General features: G+C 54.4%; 14 protein-coding genes. 4 read left to right on the forward strand and 10 right to left on the reverse strand.

What is annotated here, in order from left to right; all coding sequences use genetic code 11:
• Window position 1 precedes the first annotated feature (1 nt).
• The 3 genes from hydA to BN3772_RS22840 form a co-directional block, all read right to left on the reverse strand.
• A complete protein-coding gene (hydA, locus tag BN3772_RS22830; protein WP_042202463.1) occupies window positions 2-1429 on the reverse strand; it encodes a dihydropyrimidinase in 1428 nt (475 codons plus the stop codon).
• On the reverse strand, window positions 1430-2719 hold the full coding sequence (preA, locus tag BN3772_RS22835) for an NAD-dependent dihydropyrimidine dehydrogenase subunit PreA (RefSeq protein ID WP_042202464.1): 1290 nt from the start codon (window positions 2717-2719) through the stop codon (window positions 1430-1432).
• A 72-nt stretch (window positions 2720-2791) separates the two neighbouring features.
• Complete coding sequence (locus BN3772_RS22840) at window positions 2792-4183, reverse strand: NAD(P)-dependent oxidoreductase (protein WP_042202466.1); 1392 nt, start codon at window positions 4181-4183, stop codon at window positions 2792-2794.
• Window positions 4184-4476: 293 nt separating this feature from the next.
• Between BN3772_RS22840 and BN3772_RS22845 the strand changes: the two genes are divergently transcribed.
• Complete coding sequence (locus BN3772_RS22845; RefSeq protein ID WP_042202468.1) at window positions 4477-6165, forward strand: PucR family transcriptional regulator; 1689 nt, start codon at window positions 4477-4479, stop codon at window positions 6163-6165.
• Here the strand turns inward: BN3772_RS22845 and BN3772_RS22850 are convergent.
• The 6 genes from BN3772_RS22850 to BN3772_RS22875 form a co-directional block, all read right to left on the reverse strand.
• The gene (locus tag BN3772_RS22850) at window positions 6131-7498 is read right to left on the reverse strand and encodes an aspartate aminotransferase family protein (protein ID WP_042202470.1); all 1368 of its coding nucleotides are present in this window, start codon (window positions 7496-7498) and stop codon (window positions 6131-6133) included. The genes BN3772_RS22845 and BN3772_RS22850 overlap by 35 nt on opposite strands.
• A 38-nt stretch (window positions 7499-7536) precedes the next feature.
• Window positions 7537-9000, reverse strand: a complete 1464-nt coding sequence (locus tag BN3772_RS22855; protein WP_042202473.1) for a CoA-acylating methylmalonate-semialdehyde dehydrogenase — start codon at window positions 8998-9000, stop codon at window positions 7537-7539.
• A 91-nt stretch (window positions 9001-9091) separates the two neighbouring features.
• Window positions 9092-10189, reverse strand: coding sequence for an ABC transporter substrate-binding protein (locus BN3772_RS22860; protein WP_244444816.1), 1098 nt, complete (start codon window positions 10187-10189; stop codon window positions 9092-9094).
• A gap of 141 nt (window positions 10190-10330) precedes the next feature.
• Entirely contained in the window at window positions 10331-11230 is a 900-nt protein-coding gene (locus BN3772_RS22865; protein WP_052380655.1) for an ABC transporter permease, read from the reverse strand.
• A complete protein-coding gene (locus BN3772_RS22870; protein ID WP_042202474.1) occupies window positions 11230-12039 on the reverse strand; it encodes an ABC transporter permease in 810 nt (269 codons plus the stop codon). Before BN3772_RS22870 ends, BN3772_RS22865 begins: the two co-directional genes overlap by 1 nt.
• A gap of 2 nt (window positions 12040-12041) precedes the next feature.
• Window positions 12042-12824 carry an ABC transporter ATP-binding protein gene (locus BN3772_RS22875; protein WP_042202476.1) on the reverse strand — a complete coding sequence of 261 codons (783 nt, stop codon included), beginning with the start codon at window positions 12822-12824 and terminating at the stop codon, window positions 12042-12044.
• 406 nt (window positions 12825-13230) lie between these two features.
• Here BN3772_RS22875 and BN3772_RS22880 point away from each other — a divergent pair, with 406 nt between their 5' ends.
• From BN3772_RS22880 to BN3772_RS22890, 3 genes are all read left to right on the forward strand, one after another.
• On the forward strand, window positions 13231-14820 hold the full coding sequence (locus tag BN3772_RS22880) for a histidine kinase N-terminal 7TM domain-containing diguanylate cyclase (RefSeq protein WP_042202478.1): 1590 nt from the start codon (window positions 13231-13233) through the stop codon (window positions 14818-14820).
• Between the two features lie 309 nt (window positions 14821-15129).
• Window positions 15130-15975, forward strand: a complete 846-nt coding sequence (locus BN3772_RS22885; RefSeq protein ID WP_042202480.1) for a DUF72 domain-containing protein — start codon at window positions 15130-15132, stop codon at window positions 15973-15975.
• A gap of 35 nt (window positions 15976-16010) precedes the next feature.
• Window positions 16011-17510, forward strand: coding sequence for an alpha-amylase (locus BN3772_RS22890; RefSeq protein WP_042202482.1), 1500 nt, complete (start codon window positions 16011-16013; stop codon window positions 17508-17510).
• A 95-nt stretch (window positions 17511-17605) separates the two neighbouring features.
• Here BN3772_RS22890 and BN3772_RS22895 read toward each other — a convergent pair whose 3' ends face one another.
• A complete protein-coding gene (locus BN3772_RS22895) occupies window positions 17606-18214 on the reverse strand; it encodes a biotin transporter BioY (protein ID WP_052380656.1) in 609 nt (202 codons plus the stop codon).
• Window positions 18215-18251 lie beyond the last annotated feature (37 nt).

Consider the following 18251-nt stretch of genomic DNA (forward strand, 5'->3'; position numbering starts at 1 on the left):
ATCAGACCACTCCTCCGCTGATCTCCGCTTTGGCAGGAAATGCTGCTTCCGCCTCAAACCGTTTGCGGTGCAGGTATTTGCCCGCCCCTGCCTCCCCGACGAACTGCTTGTCACGGATGACAAATTCTCCGCGGCTCAGCACAGAAACCGGCTCGCCTTTGACCTCAAAGCCTTCAAATGCATTGTAATCAACCTTCATGTGGTGGGTTGCAGCTGAGAGGGTTCTCTCCACCGCCGGATCAAAAATGACAATGTCGGCATCACTGCCGATCGCGATTGTCCCCTTCTGCGGGAACAAGCCAAACAGCTTGGCGCTGGAGGTAGAGATGATATCGACGAACTTGTTCAATGAGATACGGCCTTTCTGCACTCCCTCGGAGTACAGCAGACTGAAGCGGTCTTCAATGGTCGGTCCGCCGTTTGGAATTTTGGAAAAGTCACCGCGTCCAAGCTCCTTCTGCCCTTTAAAATCAAACGAGCACTGGTCTGAGCCGATCGTCTGCAGCGAACCGTTCCACAGCGCATCCCACAGCACCTCCTGATTCCACTGCTCACGCAGCGGCGGAGACCAGACGTATTTGGCGCCCTCAAAGTCCGGCTTCTCAAGCGCCGTCTGATCCAGCACCAGATACTGCGGGCAGGTCTCGCCGTACACCCGCAGCCCCTTCTTCCGGGCCTCGGCAATCTTCCACGCCGCCTCGGCGCAGGTCACATGCACAACGTACAGCTGTGAATCCGTCAGCTCTGTCAAATAAGCAGCACGCCCGGTTGCTTCACCTTCCAGCTCAGGCGGCCGGGTCAGCGCATGATAGATCGGGTCTGTATTCCCTGCGGCCAGCGCCTGCTCCACCAGATATTCAATGACATCGCCGTTCTCGGCATGAACCATCACAAGCGCACCTTCACGCTTGGCAGCCTGCAGTGTCTTATACAACACGCCGTCATCAGCCTGAAAGGTATTCTTATAGGCCATAAACACCTTCAGCGAGGTAATGCCCTCCCGTTCGATAATCTGCGGCAGCTCGTCAAGCACCCGGTCATTCAGCTCCGACACCATGAGATGGAAGCTGTAATCAATCACCGCTTTGTCCTGAGATTTGTTATGCCACGTATCTACGGCCCTCTGCAGCGGCTGGCCTTTGGCGGTCAGGCAGAAATCAATGACCGTTGTCGTACCGCCGTATGCAGCGGCAACCGTTCCGCTCTCGAAGTCATCAGCGGTGACGGTTCCGCCAAAAGGCATATCCAGATGGGTATGCGGATCGATCCCTCCCGGGAACACAAAGCAGCCGGTGGCATCCACTATTTCAGCGCCCGGCAACTCCAGATTCAGGCCGATCCCGGTTACTATCCCATTCTCAATCAGGACGTCCGCAGTATACGTGTCTGCAGCCGTGACGATCGTGCCATTCTTGATTATTTTGGCCATCTAGACCACCTCCGCTTCTGAATGTGAGCCGTTCAGGGTGCTGATTACCTGCTGCCGCTGGTTCCAGGTCATCGGCGCCACCCCGCTGTCCAGCGCTATCATATCTATCGCACCGTCAGCCGGACAGACAATGGAGCATAGGTTACAGCCCACACAATCCTCCTCACGCACCTGAAGAACCGCCTTTCCGTCAGCATTGGTCAGCATATCAATACACTGGTGCGAGGCATCCTCGCAGGCAATATGGCATTTATTGCAGTTAATGCAGTTGTCTTCATTGATCCGCGCAACGACCTTGTAATTAAGATCCAAGTCGCCCCAGTTGGAGTATTTCGGCACAGATTTGCCGATCAGCTCCGTTACCGAAGCAAGCCCCTTGTCATCCAGATAGTTATTCAAGCCGTCAATCATCTCTTCAACAATCCGGAAGCCGTGATGCATCACCGCCGTGCAGACCTGGATGCCGGTTGCCCCCATGAGCATGAACTCAACCACATCCTGCCAGGTAGAAATGCCGCCGATTCCTGAGATCGGTATGCCGACGCCGCGGTCTCGGGCACATTCAGCTACCATACTCAGGGCAATTGGCTTGACTGCCGGACCGCAATAACCGCCGTGCGCACCCTGCCCGCCGACATGCGGAATGGTATTCCAGCTGTGAATATCCACTCCGGCCAGGCTGTTGATTGTATTAATCATGCTGACCGCATCTGCGCCGCCTTTGACTGCATGACGGGCAACGACGGTAATGTCGGTAATGTTAGGCGTTAGCTTCACAATTACCGGCGTAGTCGCTACCTCCTTCACCCAGGTTGTCTGTGCCTGCACCAGATCAGGCTGCTGCCCGGAGGCAGCACCCATACCGCGCTCGGCCATGCCGTGCGGACAGCCGAAGTTCAGCTCCAGCCCGTCAACCCCGACAGCCTCCACCCTTTTGACAATCTCATGCCACTTCTCCCGTTTCGGCTCTACCATCAGGGAGGCAATCACCGCATGATCAGGGAATCTTTTTTTCGTTTCGCATATTTCCTTGAGGTTCACTTCCAGCGGACGGTCCGTAATCAGCTCAATATTATTGAAGCCTGCTACGCGCTGTCCGTTGAAGTGCACCGCCGCAAACCGCGAAGAGGTGTTGATAATCGGATCGCCCAGCGTTTTCCACACCGCACCTCCCCAACCGGCCTCGAAAGCACGCTGGACCTGATATCCCGTATTGGTAGGCGGCGCAGAGGCCAGCCAGAACGGATTGGGTGATTTAATTCCTGCTAGATCAATTCGCAGATCTGCCATAGTTGTTCCCTCCCTGTCATATGTAGTCCGGGGATAGCCGCCGGGCCTGCTACTCATGTTCCTTGAGAACGGTTATACCGCAGAACCGATTACACCGTCCTGCAGACCAGATAATTGCTTCACTATCGCATAGGCCGCATCCTTACCCTGCTGGGCTGCCGACACAACCATCGCCTCACCGTTGCCTGAGCCAAAGACAATATCACCGGCAGCATAGATCATCGGATCTGAGGTCCGGCCCGTCTTCGGATCAATTCTGACGATCCCGGAGTCATGCTCCAGCCCCAGGGACTCAATCAGCCCAGTCCGGCGCTTTTGCCCGATAGCGATAACTACCGCATCAACAGGCATTACGAATTCTGACCCTTCAACCGGCACCGGCTTCAGGCGTCCGTCCTTGCCTGTCTCCCCGGTCAGCTTCATCTGCACGCATTCAAGTCCTGTCACATTGCCCAGCTCATCGCCGACAATCCGCTTAGGCAATGTAAGCCAGTTAAATTCCACGCCTTCCTGCTTGGCGAATTCATATTCAAAGTCGTACGCAGTCATCTCGCTGCGGGTACGGCGGTAGACCATCTTGACATTAGCCGCACCAAGCCGTACCGAGCAGGTGGCTGCATCAATAGCGGTATTGCCTGCACCAATGACCGCAACGCGCTGGCCCATCAGCTCCAGCGTAGGGATTCCCGTCTTGGTCGTTTCCACCAGCTCGATGGCATCATAGACGCCGGACAGCTTCTCGCCCTCAATTCCGAGCGGCGGCACATAACCCATTCCGGCAGCAAGCACAATCGCGTCATATTCTCCTCTAAGCTCCTCCACCGTAACGTCAACACCGATTTTAATCCCGGTACGGATCTCCACACCCAGCTTCTCCACCTGCTCTACCTCCCACAGCGAAATGGACTGCGGAAGCCGGAAGGAGACGATGCCGTGTGTGTTCAGCCCGCCGGCAAGCTGCTTGGCCTCATACACCACTACGGCAAAGCCTTCCCGCGCCAGCTCTCTGGCAGCAGATAAGCCGGCTGGTCCGCCGCCGATAACCGCAACCCTTTTGCCGTTCGGGATACCGGCTTTGAACAGCTGGACACCGCTGTTAACAGCCCAGTCCGTGGCATAACGCTGCAGCAGCCCGATCTGAATCGGCGCAGAAGCATCGTTCAGCACACAAGCCCCCTCACAAAGCTCTTCAGTCGGGCAGACCCTTGCGCAGCTGGCTCCGACCGGGTTGGACTCCATGATCGTCATGGCCGAGCCCTTCAGATTGTCAGTAGCAATCCGCTTAATAAAGGAAGGAATATTAATGCCGGTAGGGCAGGCTTTAATGCAAGGCGCGTCATAACAATAGAGACAGCGGTTGGATTCCTCAACCGCACCCTTGCGGCTGAGGCCGGGCTCCGCCTCGGCAAAATTGCGCATGAACATATCAGGTGTAAATGCAGTTAACGGAGAAGTGTGCTCCATCAGTTATCCCTCCCTTTAAATAATGGGTTAACATGTATTAATGTTATATATACTCACATTATTACGATAATCTCCTTAATAATTTGCTTACACTCCGGCCTTATTGTAGTAAAATATACTTTAAACCTGATAAAACCATTCATAACTCTGTACTTGAGTCATATTTCCTAACATATTATATTCACACTATATCCATTTCGTTTTTTTGTTACATTAGACACATTGTCTAATTTCAAAAGTGTATTTTTTACGCCGGAGCCAATAGCAGAATATATAAGCGAGGGGGAGAGCCTATGGATTGGGAACTTGTTTTTAGTGTCCGCGATGCGCTGAGAAGACCGCTGTTCGCAGAAGCCGAGGTTATCGGCGGAAGAAACGGGCTGAACCGGGCGGTACGCTGGGTTCATGTGCTGGAGAGCGCCAGCTTCGAGAGTCTGATCCATGGCGAGGAGATGATTCTGACTACAGGGATGGGAGCCAGCGCGGATATCGGCGCCTCCTTGGCCTTCATGCAGAATCTGATTGACAAAAACGCAGCCTGCCTGTGTATTGAGCTGGGCGTTTACTTCAGCACCATTCCGCAGGAGATGATCGACCTTGCAGCCCGGCATGATTTTCCGCTCATTGTATTCACCCGTACTGTACGCTTCGTAGACATCACACTTGATCTGCATTCCCTCATCATTAACCGTCACCACAGGATGCTTCAGGAGCTCGAAAGCATCTCCCGTGAATTCCACCGGCTTACCCTGACCTCCCAAGGCACCCTGAAGGTGCTGCAGCTGTTATGTAAAAGCACCCGCACCCAGATCGTCTATATGCAGCTGCAGGGCAAACCGCTGTTCTTTCCTGCACTTCCGCCGGATGAGCAGCTCCCGCTGCTGGGGTTCTTTGAATCCCTGGGAGATGAGCTTGAGGGCGTACAGCCCGATGCTGCACCGTATACCCGTGAGTTCGGAAACCGGATAATTGCCTTGAAGCCGGTAGGCGCGCTTGATCAGACCTGGGCATATATCATGATGGTGTGCAATCACAAGCCCCAGGAATTCGACTGCCTTCTGCTTGATTCCGCCTCCCTCTCGATCGCCCAGGAGCTGCTGCGCACCCGTTATATGGAGGAGCGCAAGCTGTTCTCCGAGAACCTCTGGGTCGATGAGCTGATCAGCGGACGCATAGAAGATGACAACCGGCTCAAAAGCCTGGTCGGTCCCGACTTCAATACCGTGAACGAGCTGAGCTACCGGGTCTGTCTGATTGAAATTGAGAATCCGCGCGACGTGAAATGGAACAGCTCGGAGAATGAATGGGAATCCATCACCTTCCACCTCTCGCTTATCATCAGATCCCTTTTCGAGAAATACTCCCTGCGGCCGCTGATCACGCTCAAGAATAACCGTCTTACTGTAATAGCGCTCGACATCCAGTCCAAGCTCCCCGGCAAGCTGCGGCTGCAGCAGGCACTGGATGCACTGCAGCATATCCGGGCTGATGAGAAGCTGAAGGACCTGCAGCTCGTCACCGGAGTCAGCAAGTCCCACAAAGGCCTGAAGCAGGCATACGCCGGTTATCAGGAGGCTGTACAATCTCTGTCTCTTTATTCCTGTTATCAGAAGCCGGTGCTGTTCTATGAAGAATTAGGCGTATTCCAGCTGCTGCTTAACCTGAATGACGGCAAGACACTGGAGAACTTCATCCGCAGCTATCTCGGGCCGCTGATCGACCATGACCAGACCAAGGGCAGCGAGCTCCTGCTGACACTGCGCGTATTCCTCGACCACGACGGGTCCAAGCAGATTGCCGCCCGTAATCTGTTCATTGTCAGACAATCGTTATACTACCGGCTGGACAAAATCACCGAGCTGCTGGGCGAGGACTTTATGCTCCCCGAGAACCGCATCTCCATACAGGTTGCCCTGCGCGCCTACCAGCTGCTGTATCCGGAGAAGCTTACGCTCCCCAGCCCCCGTTCAGCACAGCTGTAACGGTATCAATGATGAATTGTATATCCTCATCCGTGGAGGAGAGCGGGGGCGCAAGGGTAAGCACATTGTTGAAGCCGGCTACGGTATCCCCGTTCTTACCTATAATAAGGCCCTTGGCTTTGCATTCGGCAATAATGCCTTTGACTATATCCAGATCAGCAGGCTGTTTGCTCCCCTTGTCAGCCACCAGCTCAATGCCGGCAATCAGCCCGAAGCTGCGGATATCACCGACCAGCTTGTGCCCGAGCAGCCCCGACAATCCGCTGTGCAGCCTCTGTCCGAGAATAGCGGCCCGCTCCACCAGCTGCTCCTGCTCCAGAACCTCCAGATTGCGGAGGGCCAGCGCACAGGCGGCCGGGTTACCGCCAAAGGTATTCACATGGCGGAAATGGCCGTAGCCGTCGCTGTTATCCTTAAAGGCCTCATAGATATCCTTACGCACCGCGGTTGCCGACAACGGCAGGTAGGCGCTGGTCAGCCCTTTGGCCATCGTGACGATATCCGGCTTAATTCCGAAATTCTGATGGCCGAATTTACGCCCGGAACGCCCGAAGCCGCAGATGACTTCATCCATAATCAGCAGCACGCCGTAATTCCGGCAGATTTCCTGCACCCGGTCTAGATACACCTGCTCAGGCACAATAACACCGCCGCCGGTAATCACCGGCTCCATAATAACAGCCGCAACCGTCTCTGCCCCTTCCCAGATAATCGTCTCCTCAACCGCTTGAGCACACTGCAGATTGAACGCCTCCACAGTCATGCCTTCCGGGCGGCGGTAGCTGTCCGGCGGAGCTACATGCAGGAAGCCTGCTGCCAGCGGCTCATATTTGTATTTGCGCTGCGCCTGCCCTGTCGCTGACAGCGCACCGAGCGAGCTGCCGTGATAGCCCCGGTAACGGGCAATGAATTTGCTCCGGTAATGCTGCCCGGTCTGCTGATGGTATTGGCGGACGATTTTGAAAGCTGCTTCATTCGCCTCTGATCCGCTGTTGGAGAAGAAGATCACATACTCGCCTTCCAGCCATTCATTCAGCTTCTCGGCAAGTGCTATAGCCGGCATATGGCTCTGGGTAAGCGGAAAGTACGGCAGGCTAAGCAGCTGATTGTAGGCGGCCTCAGCCAATTCCTTCCGGCCGTAACCGACATTTACACACCACAGCCCGGACATGCCGTCCAGATATTTATTCCCGTCTATATCGGTAACCCACGAACCGCTGGCCGAAGCCGCAATCATCGGGGGACTCTGTTCACTGTAAGGTGTAATGTTATGCCATAAATAACGCTGATCCTTCTTGATGATCGCTTCACTCTCTTTACCCAGGCTCTGCATGACAGGCACTCCTCTCCAAATCCCTTTTTTATTGAAAGCTAATAGCGGGCAGTAATCATTTTTTTGCGGGTATAGAACTCCACGCCGTCACGGCCGTTGGCATGCAGGTCACCGTAGAAAGACTTCTTGTAGCCGGAAAAAGGGAAAAAGGCCATCGGTGCCGGTACTCCGAGGTTCACACCCAGCATCCCCGCATCAATCTCTTCCCGGAACTCACGGACCGCCCTGGCGCTGTCCGTATAGAGACAGGCACCGTTGGCGAATGGCGAGCGGTTCGTAATCTCTATCGCTTCCGTGAGATCCTTAACGCGTACAACAGACAGCAGCGGAGCAAAAATCTCCTCCCTCCAGATTGTCATCCCCGGCTGCACACGGTCAAAGATAGTCGGACCCAGGAAATAGCCTGGGCCTGCCGCCGCGCTATCCTTCCTCCCGTCGCGCACCAGCTCAGCCTGCTCGCTGATTCCGGTTTCGATATAACGGATCGTCCGCTCCTTATTCGCCTCCCGGATGACCGGACCAAGGAACACGCCTTCTTCCCTGCCGTCCCCGATTTTCAGGCTGTCAGCAGCCTGAAGCAGGCGGCTGACCAGCTCATCTGCGACAGCTTCATGCACAACTACAACAGAGCAAGCCATACAGCGTTCACCCGCTGAGCCAAAAGCAGCCGCGGTAATATTCTTTACGGCATTGTCCAGGTCGGCATCCGGAAGCACAATGGAATGATTCTTGGCACCGGCAAGCGCCTGCACACGTTTACCGTGAGCCGTTCCCTGCTTATACACATATTCCGCCACCGGCTGTGAGCCGACAAAAGAAACTGCCTTTACGTCCTCATGCGCAAGCAGGCCGTTCACCACTTCATGCGCCCCGTGAACTACATTTAGCACACCCGGCGGGAACCCGGCTTCGGCGAACAGCTCCGCCAGCCGGTTGACCAGCAGCGGTGTCCGTTCCGACGGCTTCAGAACAAAGCTGTTGCCGCAGGCAATTGCCAGCGGGAACATCCAGCAGGGCACCATCATCGGGAAGTTGAACGGGGCAATACCGCCAATTACCCCTAAGGGATAACGGTACATACCGGATTCGATTCCGGCTGCGATATCCGGCAGCTGGCTGCCCATCATAAGCGTAGGAATGCCTGAAGCAAATTCCACGCATTCAATCCCGCGCTGTACCTCACCAAGCGCCTCCTCCCTGCTTTTCCCGTTCTCCAGCGTGATCAGGTCCGCCAGCTCATCCCGGTGCTGCACCAGCAGCTGCTGATATTGGAAGAAATAGCGGGCCCGCCGGGGAACGGCTATCCTCTTCCATGCTTTATAGGCCACTGCTGCCGCCTGCACTGCAGCATCCACCTCTTCCTTACTTGAAATCGGAACATACGCGATGATCTCACCGGTAGCAGGATTGAATACCTCCTCCTGCTTGCCGGAGGCTGATTCCACCCAAACCCCGTTCACATAATTCCTGACCTTTTCCGCCTGCCCTACTTCCAGAGACATCGCTGCTCACCTCTCTTTTGATTTAAGCGCTGATGATAATAGATGACCGCCGTAACGGCGGTCATCTGTAAGCTGTATATGATTGGATGCCTTACTGCGCTGCCATTTCAACGATCTCATTCGTGAAGGCTGTATTTACATCGGCAGCCTCCTTGATCACTCCGAACTTGAGGGCAATATCCGCCGTCTGCTGGAAAGCTGCAGCATCGGTGTAGCCCAGCTTGGCAATATCAAAGCCTTCGGGCTGAATCAGCTTGGCAACCTCCGTCATCATCGTCAGCTGATGCTCACGGGTTGTACTGCCTTCCTCAGCCAGCTTCATAACACTGTCCACAGCTGCCTCCGGATCAGCAATTGCATCCTTCCAGCCCTTGAGGGAAGCACGGACGAACTTGGCTGCCGTCTCCTTGTTATCCTCCAGCCATTCCTTATTGGCAAAGAGGTTGTCTTCAAGCATTGCCACCCCCTCATCGTTCATGTCGATGACATTCAGCTCCTCAGCCTTAACTCCCGATTCCAGCACTACCTGGTATTCGTTATAGGTCATGGCCGAAGCCGCATCAAGCTCACCGCCGAGGAACTGGTCCATCGTGAAGCCCTGCTTCGTGAAGTTCAGATCCTTGTTGGAATCCAGCTGATATTTATCGAACAGCGCCAGCAGCTCAAACTCATTTCCGCCCATCCAGTTTCCGACCTTTTTACCCTTCAGGTCTGCCGGACTGTTAATCCCCGCATCCTTCTTGGACACCAGCACAAGGCCGCTCTTCTGGAAGATCTGTGCGATCTGCACCAGCGGCATTTCCTGCTCCTGGCTGGTCAGCAGACTCGCAACCCAGTCCACCCCGATGTCCGCCGATCCTCCGGCCACCTGCTGCTCAGGCACAATGTCCGGTCCGCCCGGCAGAATCTCAACCTTCAGCCCCTCTTCGGCATAATACCCCTTATCCTGGGCCAGAAAATACCCGGCAAACTGCGCCTGCGGCACCCATTTCAGCTGAAGCTTGACCGTTACCGGCTCGGCTGCCGGCTCAGCCGTCGCCGCCGTTTCCGGTGATGCTGAGGCTTCTGCCCCCGCTGCAGGCGTATTCGCATTGTTGTTGCCTCCGCAGCCCGCCAGCAGAGAGAGGATCATAATCATTGCCACCGGCAGCAGCCCGGCGCGAAACTTACCCTTTTTCCCGTTCTTCACACGCAACTCCCCCTACCCATTTGAGTTTGTAGTACCGCACAGCACAGCATGGTTACCCTCTTGGTGCTTATATGCATACGGCCCGCGTGCGGATTCTCTGTCTCCCTCACGCGGATTCCGGATGTAACGGATTGAAGGAAGCTACGAACGCTGGGAGGAATGCCATTTGATAAACACCTTTTCCAGCCGTTCCACAACCAGATAGAAGATAACACCGGCAACTGCCGCCAGTACAATACAGGACCAGCCCAGCGGCATCTTGGCCACCTTGATGGAATTGGAGAGCAGATAACCCAGCCCCCGCGAGGAAAAGAAAAACTCTCCGACAATAGCGCCGATCATACTGGCTGTAGCATTGATCTTGAGTGCCGTGAATACATACGGGAGACTGTTCTGAATCCGCAGATACCGGAATACTGCCGGCTTGCCGGCTGCGTAGGAATGCATCAGATCCAGCGCCAGCGGGTCTACTGCAGACATCCCCTTATAGGCATTAATCGCCATCGCCGCCATTGTGGTTGCGGTAACGATAGCCGCCCGCGAACCGATACCGTCACCGAACCACAGGTTCATGATCGGCGCCAGCGCTACTATCGGGACTGCATTAAGCGCCGCCACCAGAGTCAGGCTGCCTCCGCCCCAGCGCGGCCAGGCAGTTGCCGCAAGGGCAATCAGAAAGCCGCAGGCCGAGCCGGTCAGCATTCCCAGCACAGCTTCACTCAGGGTATAGCCGGTATAGGATAACAGGAGACTGTAATTCTCGCGCATCGCCTCCCAGATCGCTGAAGGAAGCGGGAGCTGGTATTTCTTCAGATCAAACAGCTTGTGAAACATCTCCAGCTCCCAGAGGAGCAGGAAGATCACGCCTGCTGCCAGCGGCAAAAGCACACCCGGATTAAGCCACTTGGTCAAATGCCGCCTTCCTTTTTGCTTCTTGGGATCTGAATATATACTTTCTTTCGTTGTTATAAGAGATGTCGATGGGCCATCCCCTCCTGCAGCAGCCATATACGAGGGCTCCTGCACTGAACTGCTGCTCATCAGCGGTCTCCTCCCTTCGGCCGGAATTCAGGCTGCCACGGCGCTGCCAGACGTTCCGCAAGCGTCATGATCCAGTAGCTGGCAATACCAAGCAGCGCCCCGACCAGCACGGTTGACCAGAACATATAGGTGTGGGATGGCCCGTAATACAGATTGCGCAGCATAATGACACCGATCCCGTGCTGCGCACCCATCAGCTCAACCAGAATCGCTCCGGTCACCGCGAGCGGGGCAGCGATTTTGAGGCCGCTGAACAGTCCGGGCAGAGCAGCCGGAAGCTTCAGCTTCCAGTACACGGCCCACGGCCGGGCAGCGTAGGAATGCATCAGCTCCACCGCCGACAGATCGACGCTGCGCAGCCCGCGCAGCATATTTAACGCAACCGGAAAGAAGGTGATATACCCGGAGATAATAACCCGCGACACCTGCTCATCCCGGACAATCCCGTAGATAATCGGGGCCAGGCCCAGAATCGGGATCATCTGGGAAGCAACGGCATACGGAAAGGCCAGCCGTTCAATTATTCTGGACATACTCATCAGCACAGCGAGCAGCACGCCTGCAGCAGCACCGATCAGGAAGCCGATGCCCGCATTGCCGAAGGTTGCCCCGCCCTCCTTCAGCAGGGTACCGCTGTATTTCCATAAGGTTGCAGCCACTTCATGCACATAAGGAAGCTTCGACTGGGCCAGCGGCGTCTGCACCACATGAAGCAGCATCCATGAGACTCCCTCCCAGACTGCCAGCAAGCCGCAGATCCATACCAGCAGCGGCAGGTAGCGGCTGCGCAACAAGCTGTTCCCTTTCATGTCTACACCCCTTCAAAGCTGTCGCGGATACGGGCGATTAGCTCAAAAAACTGCGGGCTGTTTCTCATCTCCGCCGTCCGGGGGCGCGGCAGCGGGATATCAACGACAGCGGACAGCCGGCCCGGATGCGGTGAAAGCACGAATACTCTATCCGATAAAAAAATCGATTCCGGAATACTGTGGGTTACAAAGACGATGGTGCTCTGCACTTTGCTCCACACAGAGAGCAGCTCCTCATTCAGGCGCTCGCGGGTAAATTCATCCAGTGCAGAGAACGGCTCATCCATCAGCAGAATCTCCGGCTCCATAGAGAGGGCACGGGCAATCGCCACACGCTGCTGCATGCCTCCGCTCAGCTGCCACGGATATTTGTCGGCGAAGCCCTGCAGGCCGACAAGTTCAAGCAGCTCATGCGCTTTTTCCTCACGGACCGTTTTTTTGACTCCCATCAGTTCAAGCGGCAGAGTGATATTGTGCTTCACCTTACGCCAGTCGTAGAGCACCGGGCTCTGAAACACAATTCCGTATTTCTGCGCCAGCCTAGCTTCCTTTGCGCTTTTTCCCGCTACTATAACATTCCCGGCCGTCGGCGTCAGCAGATCTGCCATCAGCCTGAGCAGTGTTGTTTTTCCGCAGCCCGAAGGACCGAGCAAAGAAACAAATTCACCCTTGGCAATATCAAGGCTTACCTGGTGCAGCGCCAGTACATCCGCCGTTTCTGTCTGATAACGCATTTCAACGTCTTCCAGCTGTATTTCAGGAATCTTCGCCGCTACAAGTGACATTTCCAGCTCCCCCTTCATCCCTGAATCGAATTATTAATGTTAATTAACATAACATATTTTTGGTGTTTGCGAAGTTATTTTTACTTATATGTTCGATTAACTAACATCTTACACTCTGCTCTGCGGACACTCACTAGACAGAAAGTAAAATAGCACCTGCAAAATTCCGTCACTTTGTCTAGGCACCAAGCCAGTATTATCAAAGACTATGGCTGGTGCCGATATATATAGGAAGGTTTTTGTCACCGGAGTACCGAATGTTATCCGGCAAAAACTGTGATACTATTTATTTATATCCTTTCAAAACAGGAGATTATATGCCGATGCTTAATTCTTATTTAAACGGCCCGCGGCTTGCCTTGGCAATTCGTGCAGTTGACACCTGCTCTGTGTGGAGGCGCAACGCATGGGGACTTTAATATCAAGTTATATTGTTGTTGTATCTATTTCAGGGGTGCTGAATGCGCTCCTTGCGCTATTTGCTTACTATAAGAAGACGGATTTTGCCGGAATCAGGGCTTTTATCTGCAGCTCGTTTTTTTCAGCGGTGTACACGTTCGGCTTCGCACTGGAGCTATCGGGTAACACCATGCAGGAGATCGGCTTCTGGATCAAGGTGGAGTATCTGGGAATGCCCTTTATTGCCCCCTGCAGCCTGATCATGATTATGCATTTTGTCGGACTGGAGCGTCTGGTTAAAAAACCGCTGCTGGCCCTGCTCTATTCCGTCCCCGCTATTTCCGCGCTGCTGGTATGGACCAATGAGTATCATCATTTGTTCTACAAATCAATGATATTCCGCGAAAATGCACCCACGCCGCTGATTGACATTGTAATGGGCCCCTGGTATATCGTTCAGGGCAGTATGACCTTCGGCTGTATGCTTGCCGGAATGCTGCTGATCCTCTGGCAATGGAACCGGATGAAGCGGGTCTACAGGCGGCAGATAATCACCATCTTTATCGGGCAGTTTCTTCCTGCCCTTGGGGCCTTCCTCTATCTGATAGACAAAACCCCTTACGGCATGGACCCTGTACCCGTTATTATGAGCGTGACCTCAACCCTGTATTTCTGGGCTATCCTGTCCAGAGGTATGCTGACTGCGGCTCCCATTGCCCGTGAGAATCTGTTTGAGAGCATGCGCGACGGGGTGCTGGTCACTGACCGCTCCGATATGCTGATTGACTATAACCGCGCTGCCGCCGGGATGCTGGAGGGCCTTGATTCCTCTGCCATCGGACGTCCATTAGCCCAGCTCTTTCTGCCGGCAGGCAAAGAGGCCGTCGATTACGTCATGAACGCCGATCCGCTCTTGAGCGGGGAACGGGAGCTGGCCTGGAACATAAGCGGGAGCACCTGGTATTATCAGGTCCGCTCTTCTCCGGTACTCAAAAAAGACGGCAGTGTGGCCGGGCGGATGATTATGCTGATTGACGTGACCGAAAGAACCCTGCTTCAGGAAAAGCTGCAGCTGCTCGCCACAGTCGACAGCCTGACCGGAATCTACAACCGTACTCACTTTATGGAACTGAGCCGGGAGCTGCTGGATGAGGCACTGAACAGCCTGACTCCGCTCTCCATCATTTTGCTTGATATCGACTTCTTCAAAAGCATCAATGACCGCTACGGCCACCAGTACGGGGATATGGCGCTCCAGCATGTTGTCGGCGTATGCGCAAAGCATGTCCGCGAGGGGGATGTATTCGGGCGCTACGGGGGCGAAGAATTCGTAATGTGCCTTCCTCATACTCCGCTGGAGCAGGCTGCAGCAATGTCCGAGGAGATCCGCAGCGATGTGGAACGCAGCCCGATGTATACCGTATCCGGGCCGGTTAACGTAACAGCCAGCTTCGGTGTAGTAGAAGCCTTCCGGCTGAATGTATCCCTGGAGGAGCTGCTCTCCGAGGCCGATCATGCCCTGTATACCTCCAAGCGCAACGGGCGCAACGCTGTTCACATGTCCAGCGGGACAGCCATTACCCACTTTACCCCTTAAGATTATCGCTGTGCTTCATGCCGAAGAGCCCCGTTCCAGCTGGAACGGGGCTCTTCGCGTCATCTACACCACACCTGCAGGCTGAACAATGTCCAGGCGGCAAAGTATATCCATGCATACTTTTGGCGATAACAGCTCCCATAGCGATATACCAGGCACCGGCAGGCTGCAACCGCTTTAGGCTTGCATGCTGTCTTCATTACAGCCGTTAATTAACTCTGCTTGTTTGCAGCGGGAGGGTTTACGTTTAATAAGAAATAGTTAATTCCCTTAACCCTCTCTATATAACCGCCACAAGGAGGTAATGCGATGATTAAGATCGGGCTAACCGGCTTCGGTGACCATGATGAGCTGTACGGCAAAATCAAACCGGCCGAACGGCTGCCGGCCTATTGCGCCCATTTTCCCATCGTGGAAATTGACAGCTCCTTTTACGCGGTACAGCCGGTCCGGAATTATGTGAAATGGGCCTCACAGACTCCTGATAACTTTCAATTTATCGTTAAGGCTTACCAGGGAATGACCGGACATCTGCGCGGCAAAAAAAATTATTATAATACCACCGGTGAGATGTATGATGCTTTCCAGCATTCTATCGCACCTGTGCGGGAGGCCGGCAAGCTGGCTATGGCACTGTTCCAGTTCCCGCCCTGGTTTGACTGCACCAAGGATAATGTGGATTTTTTGCGCGAGGCCAAAGAACGGATGCTGGATGTTCCGTCAGCGGTTGAGTTCCGCAATGAATCCTGGTACAGCCCGGAAATGCGCGATAGAACGCTTAGCTTTCTGGAGCGTGAAGGCTGGATTCATACTATAGCTGACGAGCCTCAGGCAGGCCCGGGCTCTATCCCGGTCGTACCTGTGGCTACAAGTCCGGATATCACGTATGTCCGGCTGCACGGCCGTAACGTACAGGGCTGGAACCAGAGCAGCCATCCGGATTGGCGCAAGCTGCGTTATCTGTACCGCTACAGCACAGAGGAGCTGCAGGAATGGCGCGAACGCCTGCTGGAGCTCGAAAAAAGCTGCCGTGAGCTGTATGTGGTCTTCAACAACAATTCCGCCGGTGACGCTACCCCGAACGCTAAAGAGCTTCAGGCCATGCTGGGCATTGAAGGTGGACAAGCCCCGCTTCAGCTGGACCTGTTTAACTGAATACCCCGCCCTACATATTTAGGAGGTTATTAGAGATGAAAAGAAACCATACGATGATGCAGTTTTTTGAATGGCATGTTGAAGCAGACGGGCAGCACTGGAAGCGGCTCGCTGAAATGGCGCCTGAGATCAAGGCGGCCTATATTGATTCCGTCTGGGTACCGCCTGTAACCAAGGCCGTCTCCGGCGAGGATACCGGATATGGGGTATACGATCTCTATGATCTGGGCGAATTTGACCAGAAGGGGACCGTCCGCACCAAATACGGCACGAAGCAGGAGCTGGTGGAGGCCATTGCGGAGTGCCTTAAGAACGGTATCGCGGTTTACGTCGATCTTGTCATGAACCACAAGGCCGGTGCAGATGAAACGGAAGTATTTGAGGTCATTGAGGTTGATCCGAATGACCGCAACAAGGATATCTCCGAGCCTTTTGAAATCGAAGGCTGGACGAAATTCACTTTTCCGGGACGCGGCGAGAAATATTCAGCCTTCAAATGGGATCACACCCACTTTAACGGCACAGACTTTGATGCCAGGGAAGGCCGGACCGGCGTATTCCGGATCAACGGGGACAATAAAGCCTGGAATCAGAATGTAGACGATGAATTCGGCAACTATGATTATCTGATGTTCGCAAACATTGACTACAGCCATGAGGATGTAAAGCAGGAGATGCTGGACTGGGGTAAATGGCTGGTCGATACCCTGCAGTGCAGCGGCTACCGGCTGGATGCCATCAAGCATATCAACCATGAATTTATTAAGGAATTCGCCCAGGAAATGACCAGAAAGCGCGGCGAGGACTTTTATATTGTCGGCGAGTTCTGGAATTCGAATCTCGATGCCTGCCGCGAGTTCCTCAATACAGTTGACTATCAGATCGACCTGTTTGATGTGTCCCTGCATTATAAGCTGTATTCCGCCGCGCTTGCGGGCCGTGACTTTGATTTGACGAAGATTTTTGAGGATACGCTGGTGCAGACTCATCCGGCCAATGCCGTAACATTTGTAGATAACCATGATTCACAGCCCCACGAGGCACTGGAATCCTGGGTCGGCGACTGGTTCAAGCAAAGCGCGTATGCTCTCATCCTGCTCCGCCGTGACGGTTATCCGGCCGTATTCTACGGGGATTATTACGGAATAGGAGGCCCTGTTCCTGCCCAAGGAAAGAAGGGGGCTATCGATCCCCTTTTGTATACCCGTTACCATAAGGCTTACGGGGATCAGGATGATTATTTCGATCATCCCAACACGATCGGCTGGGTACGCAGGGGCGTTGAGGAGCTGCCGGGATCAGGATGTGCAGTGGTAATCTCTAACGGCGATAACGGGGAAAAGCGGATGTTTCTCGGCGAAGAACGGGCCGGAGAGGTGTGGGAGGACTTCACCCGCAACCGCGGGGAGACTGTAACCATTGGTGAAGACGGCTGGGCTGTATTCCCGGTAAACGGCGGCAGCGTATCTGTCTGGGCGCTGCCGGATCAGGAGGATACGGAACAGGAAGAAGGGAATGCGCAGAACAGCCATTGAAAGAATGTATACTGAAAAGGCAGCCGTCCGGGGGACGGCTGCCTTTTTTTTGGGCGGGAAAAGAACAAAATGCTCTGGCTCTGGCTCTGGCCGGCTCAGCGGCTGACCGGCGGATGACCGCTTTCAGCCCAGTCACCGTTATCACTGTTCAGAATACGTTCAACGGGGTAAACCTGCCGTACGGCAGTCACAACACCCGCACAGAGAACTGCTTTGACGAGATCTCCGGGGATAAACGGCCACATGCCTGCGGTCAATGCTTTGGACAGGGAATCCATTCCTGTGGAATGGGCCAGCCACCAGACACCTCCGGGATAGACCAGCAGTGCGCCGAACAGGGTGTTAGCGATTATCAGCTTAGGAAACGTATATTTATTCTGCTGCATTCGCTGGGAGCATAGACCAATAAGAAAGGCTGCAACCGGCCAGGAGAAAATATAGCCTGCCGTCGGCCCCACCAGCACTGCTATGCCGCCGCTGCCGCCCATGACAGGGAACCCGGCAGCAGCCAGGCCGATTACGATAAGCACAGCCAGTGTCCCGTAGCGCGCTCCGAGCACGGCTCCGGCCAGCATTACCGCGAGTGTCTGCAGGGTAATCGGCACGGCCGAGAAAGGCAGATAGATCTTGATGAAGCTGAGCGCAATCATGACTCCGGCGAATAACGCGCTGAAGATCAGGCCGCGGGTTGTCCATTTATTCACTTTCAGTAGCACCCCCATTTTTTAAGAAAAACTATAA

It is taken from the genome of Paenibacillus camerounensis, assembly GCF_000723885.1.
In the GTDB taxonomy this organism is placed as follows: Bacteria; Bacillota; Bacilli; order Paenibacillales; family Paenibacillaceae; genus Paenibacillus_AQ; species Paenibacillus_AQ camerounensis.

Bases quoted from the DNA above. Each gene is read 5' to 3' on its own strand.
- BN3772_RS22890 (WP_042202482.1), top strand. From the start codon at position 16,011: ATGAAAAGAAACCATACGATGATGCAGTTTTTTGAATGGCATGTTGAA.
- BN3772_RS22870 (WP_042202474.1), bottom strand. From the start codon at position 12,039: ATGAAAGGGAACAGCTTGTTGCGCAGCCGCTACCTGCCGCTGCTGGTA.
- BN3772_RS22880 (WP_042202478.1), top strand. From the start codon at position 13,231: ATGGGGACTTTAATATCAAGTTATATTGTTGTTGTATCTATTTCAGGG.
- preA (WP_042202464.1), bottom strand. From the start codon at position 2,719: ATGGCAGATCTGCGAATTGATCTAGCAGGAATTAAATCACCCAATCCG.
- BN3772_RS22885 (WP_042202480.1), top strand. From the start codon at position 15,130: ATGATTAAGATCGGGCTAACCGGCTTCGGTGACCATGATGAGCTGTAC.
- BN3772_RS22855 (WP_042202473.1), bottom strand. From the start codon at position 9,000: ATGTCTCTGGAAGTAGGGCAGGCGGAAAAGGTCAGGAATTATGTGAAC.
- BN3772_RS22865 (WP_052380655.1), bottom strand. From the start codon at position 11,230: ATGAGCAGCAGTTCAGTGCAGGAGCCCTCGTATATGGCTGCTGCAGGA.
- BN3772_RS22845 (WP_042202468.1), top strand. From the start codon at position 4,477: ATGGATTGGGAACTTGTTTTTAGTGTCCGCGATGCGCTGAGAAGACCG.
- BN3772_RS22840 (WP_042202466.1), bottom strand. From the start codon at position 4,183: ATGGAGCACACTTCTCCGTTAACTGCATTTACACCTGATATGTTCATG.
- BN3772_RS22875 (WP_042202476.1), bottom strand. From the start codon at position 12,824: ATGTCACTTGTAGCGGCGAAGATTCCTGAAATACAGCTGGAAGACGTT.
- BN3772_RS22850 (WP_042202470.1), bottom strand. From the start codon at position 7,498: ATGCAGAGCCTGGGTAAAGAGAGTGAAGCGATCATCAAGAAGGATCAG.
- hydA (WP_042202463.1), bottom strand. From the start codon at position 1,429: ATGGCCAAAATAATCAAGAATGGCACGATCGTCACGGCTGCAGACACG.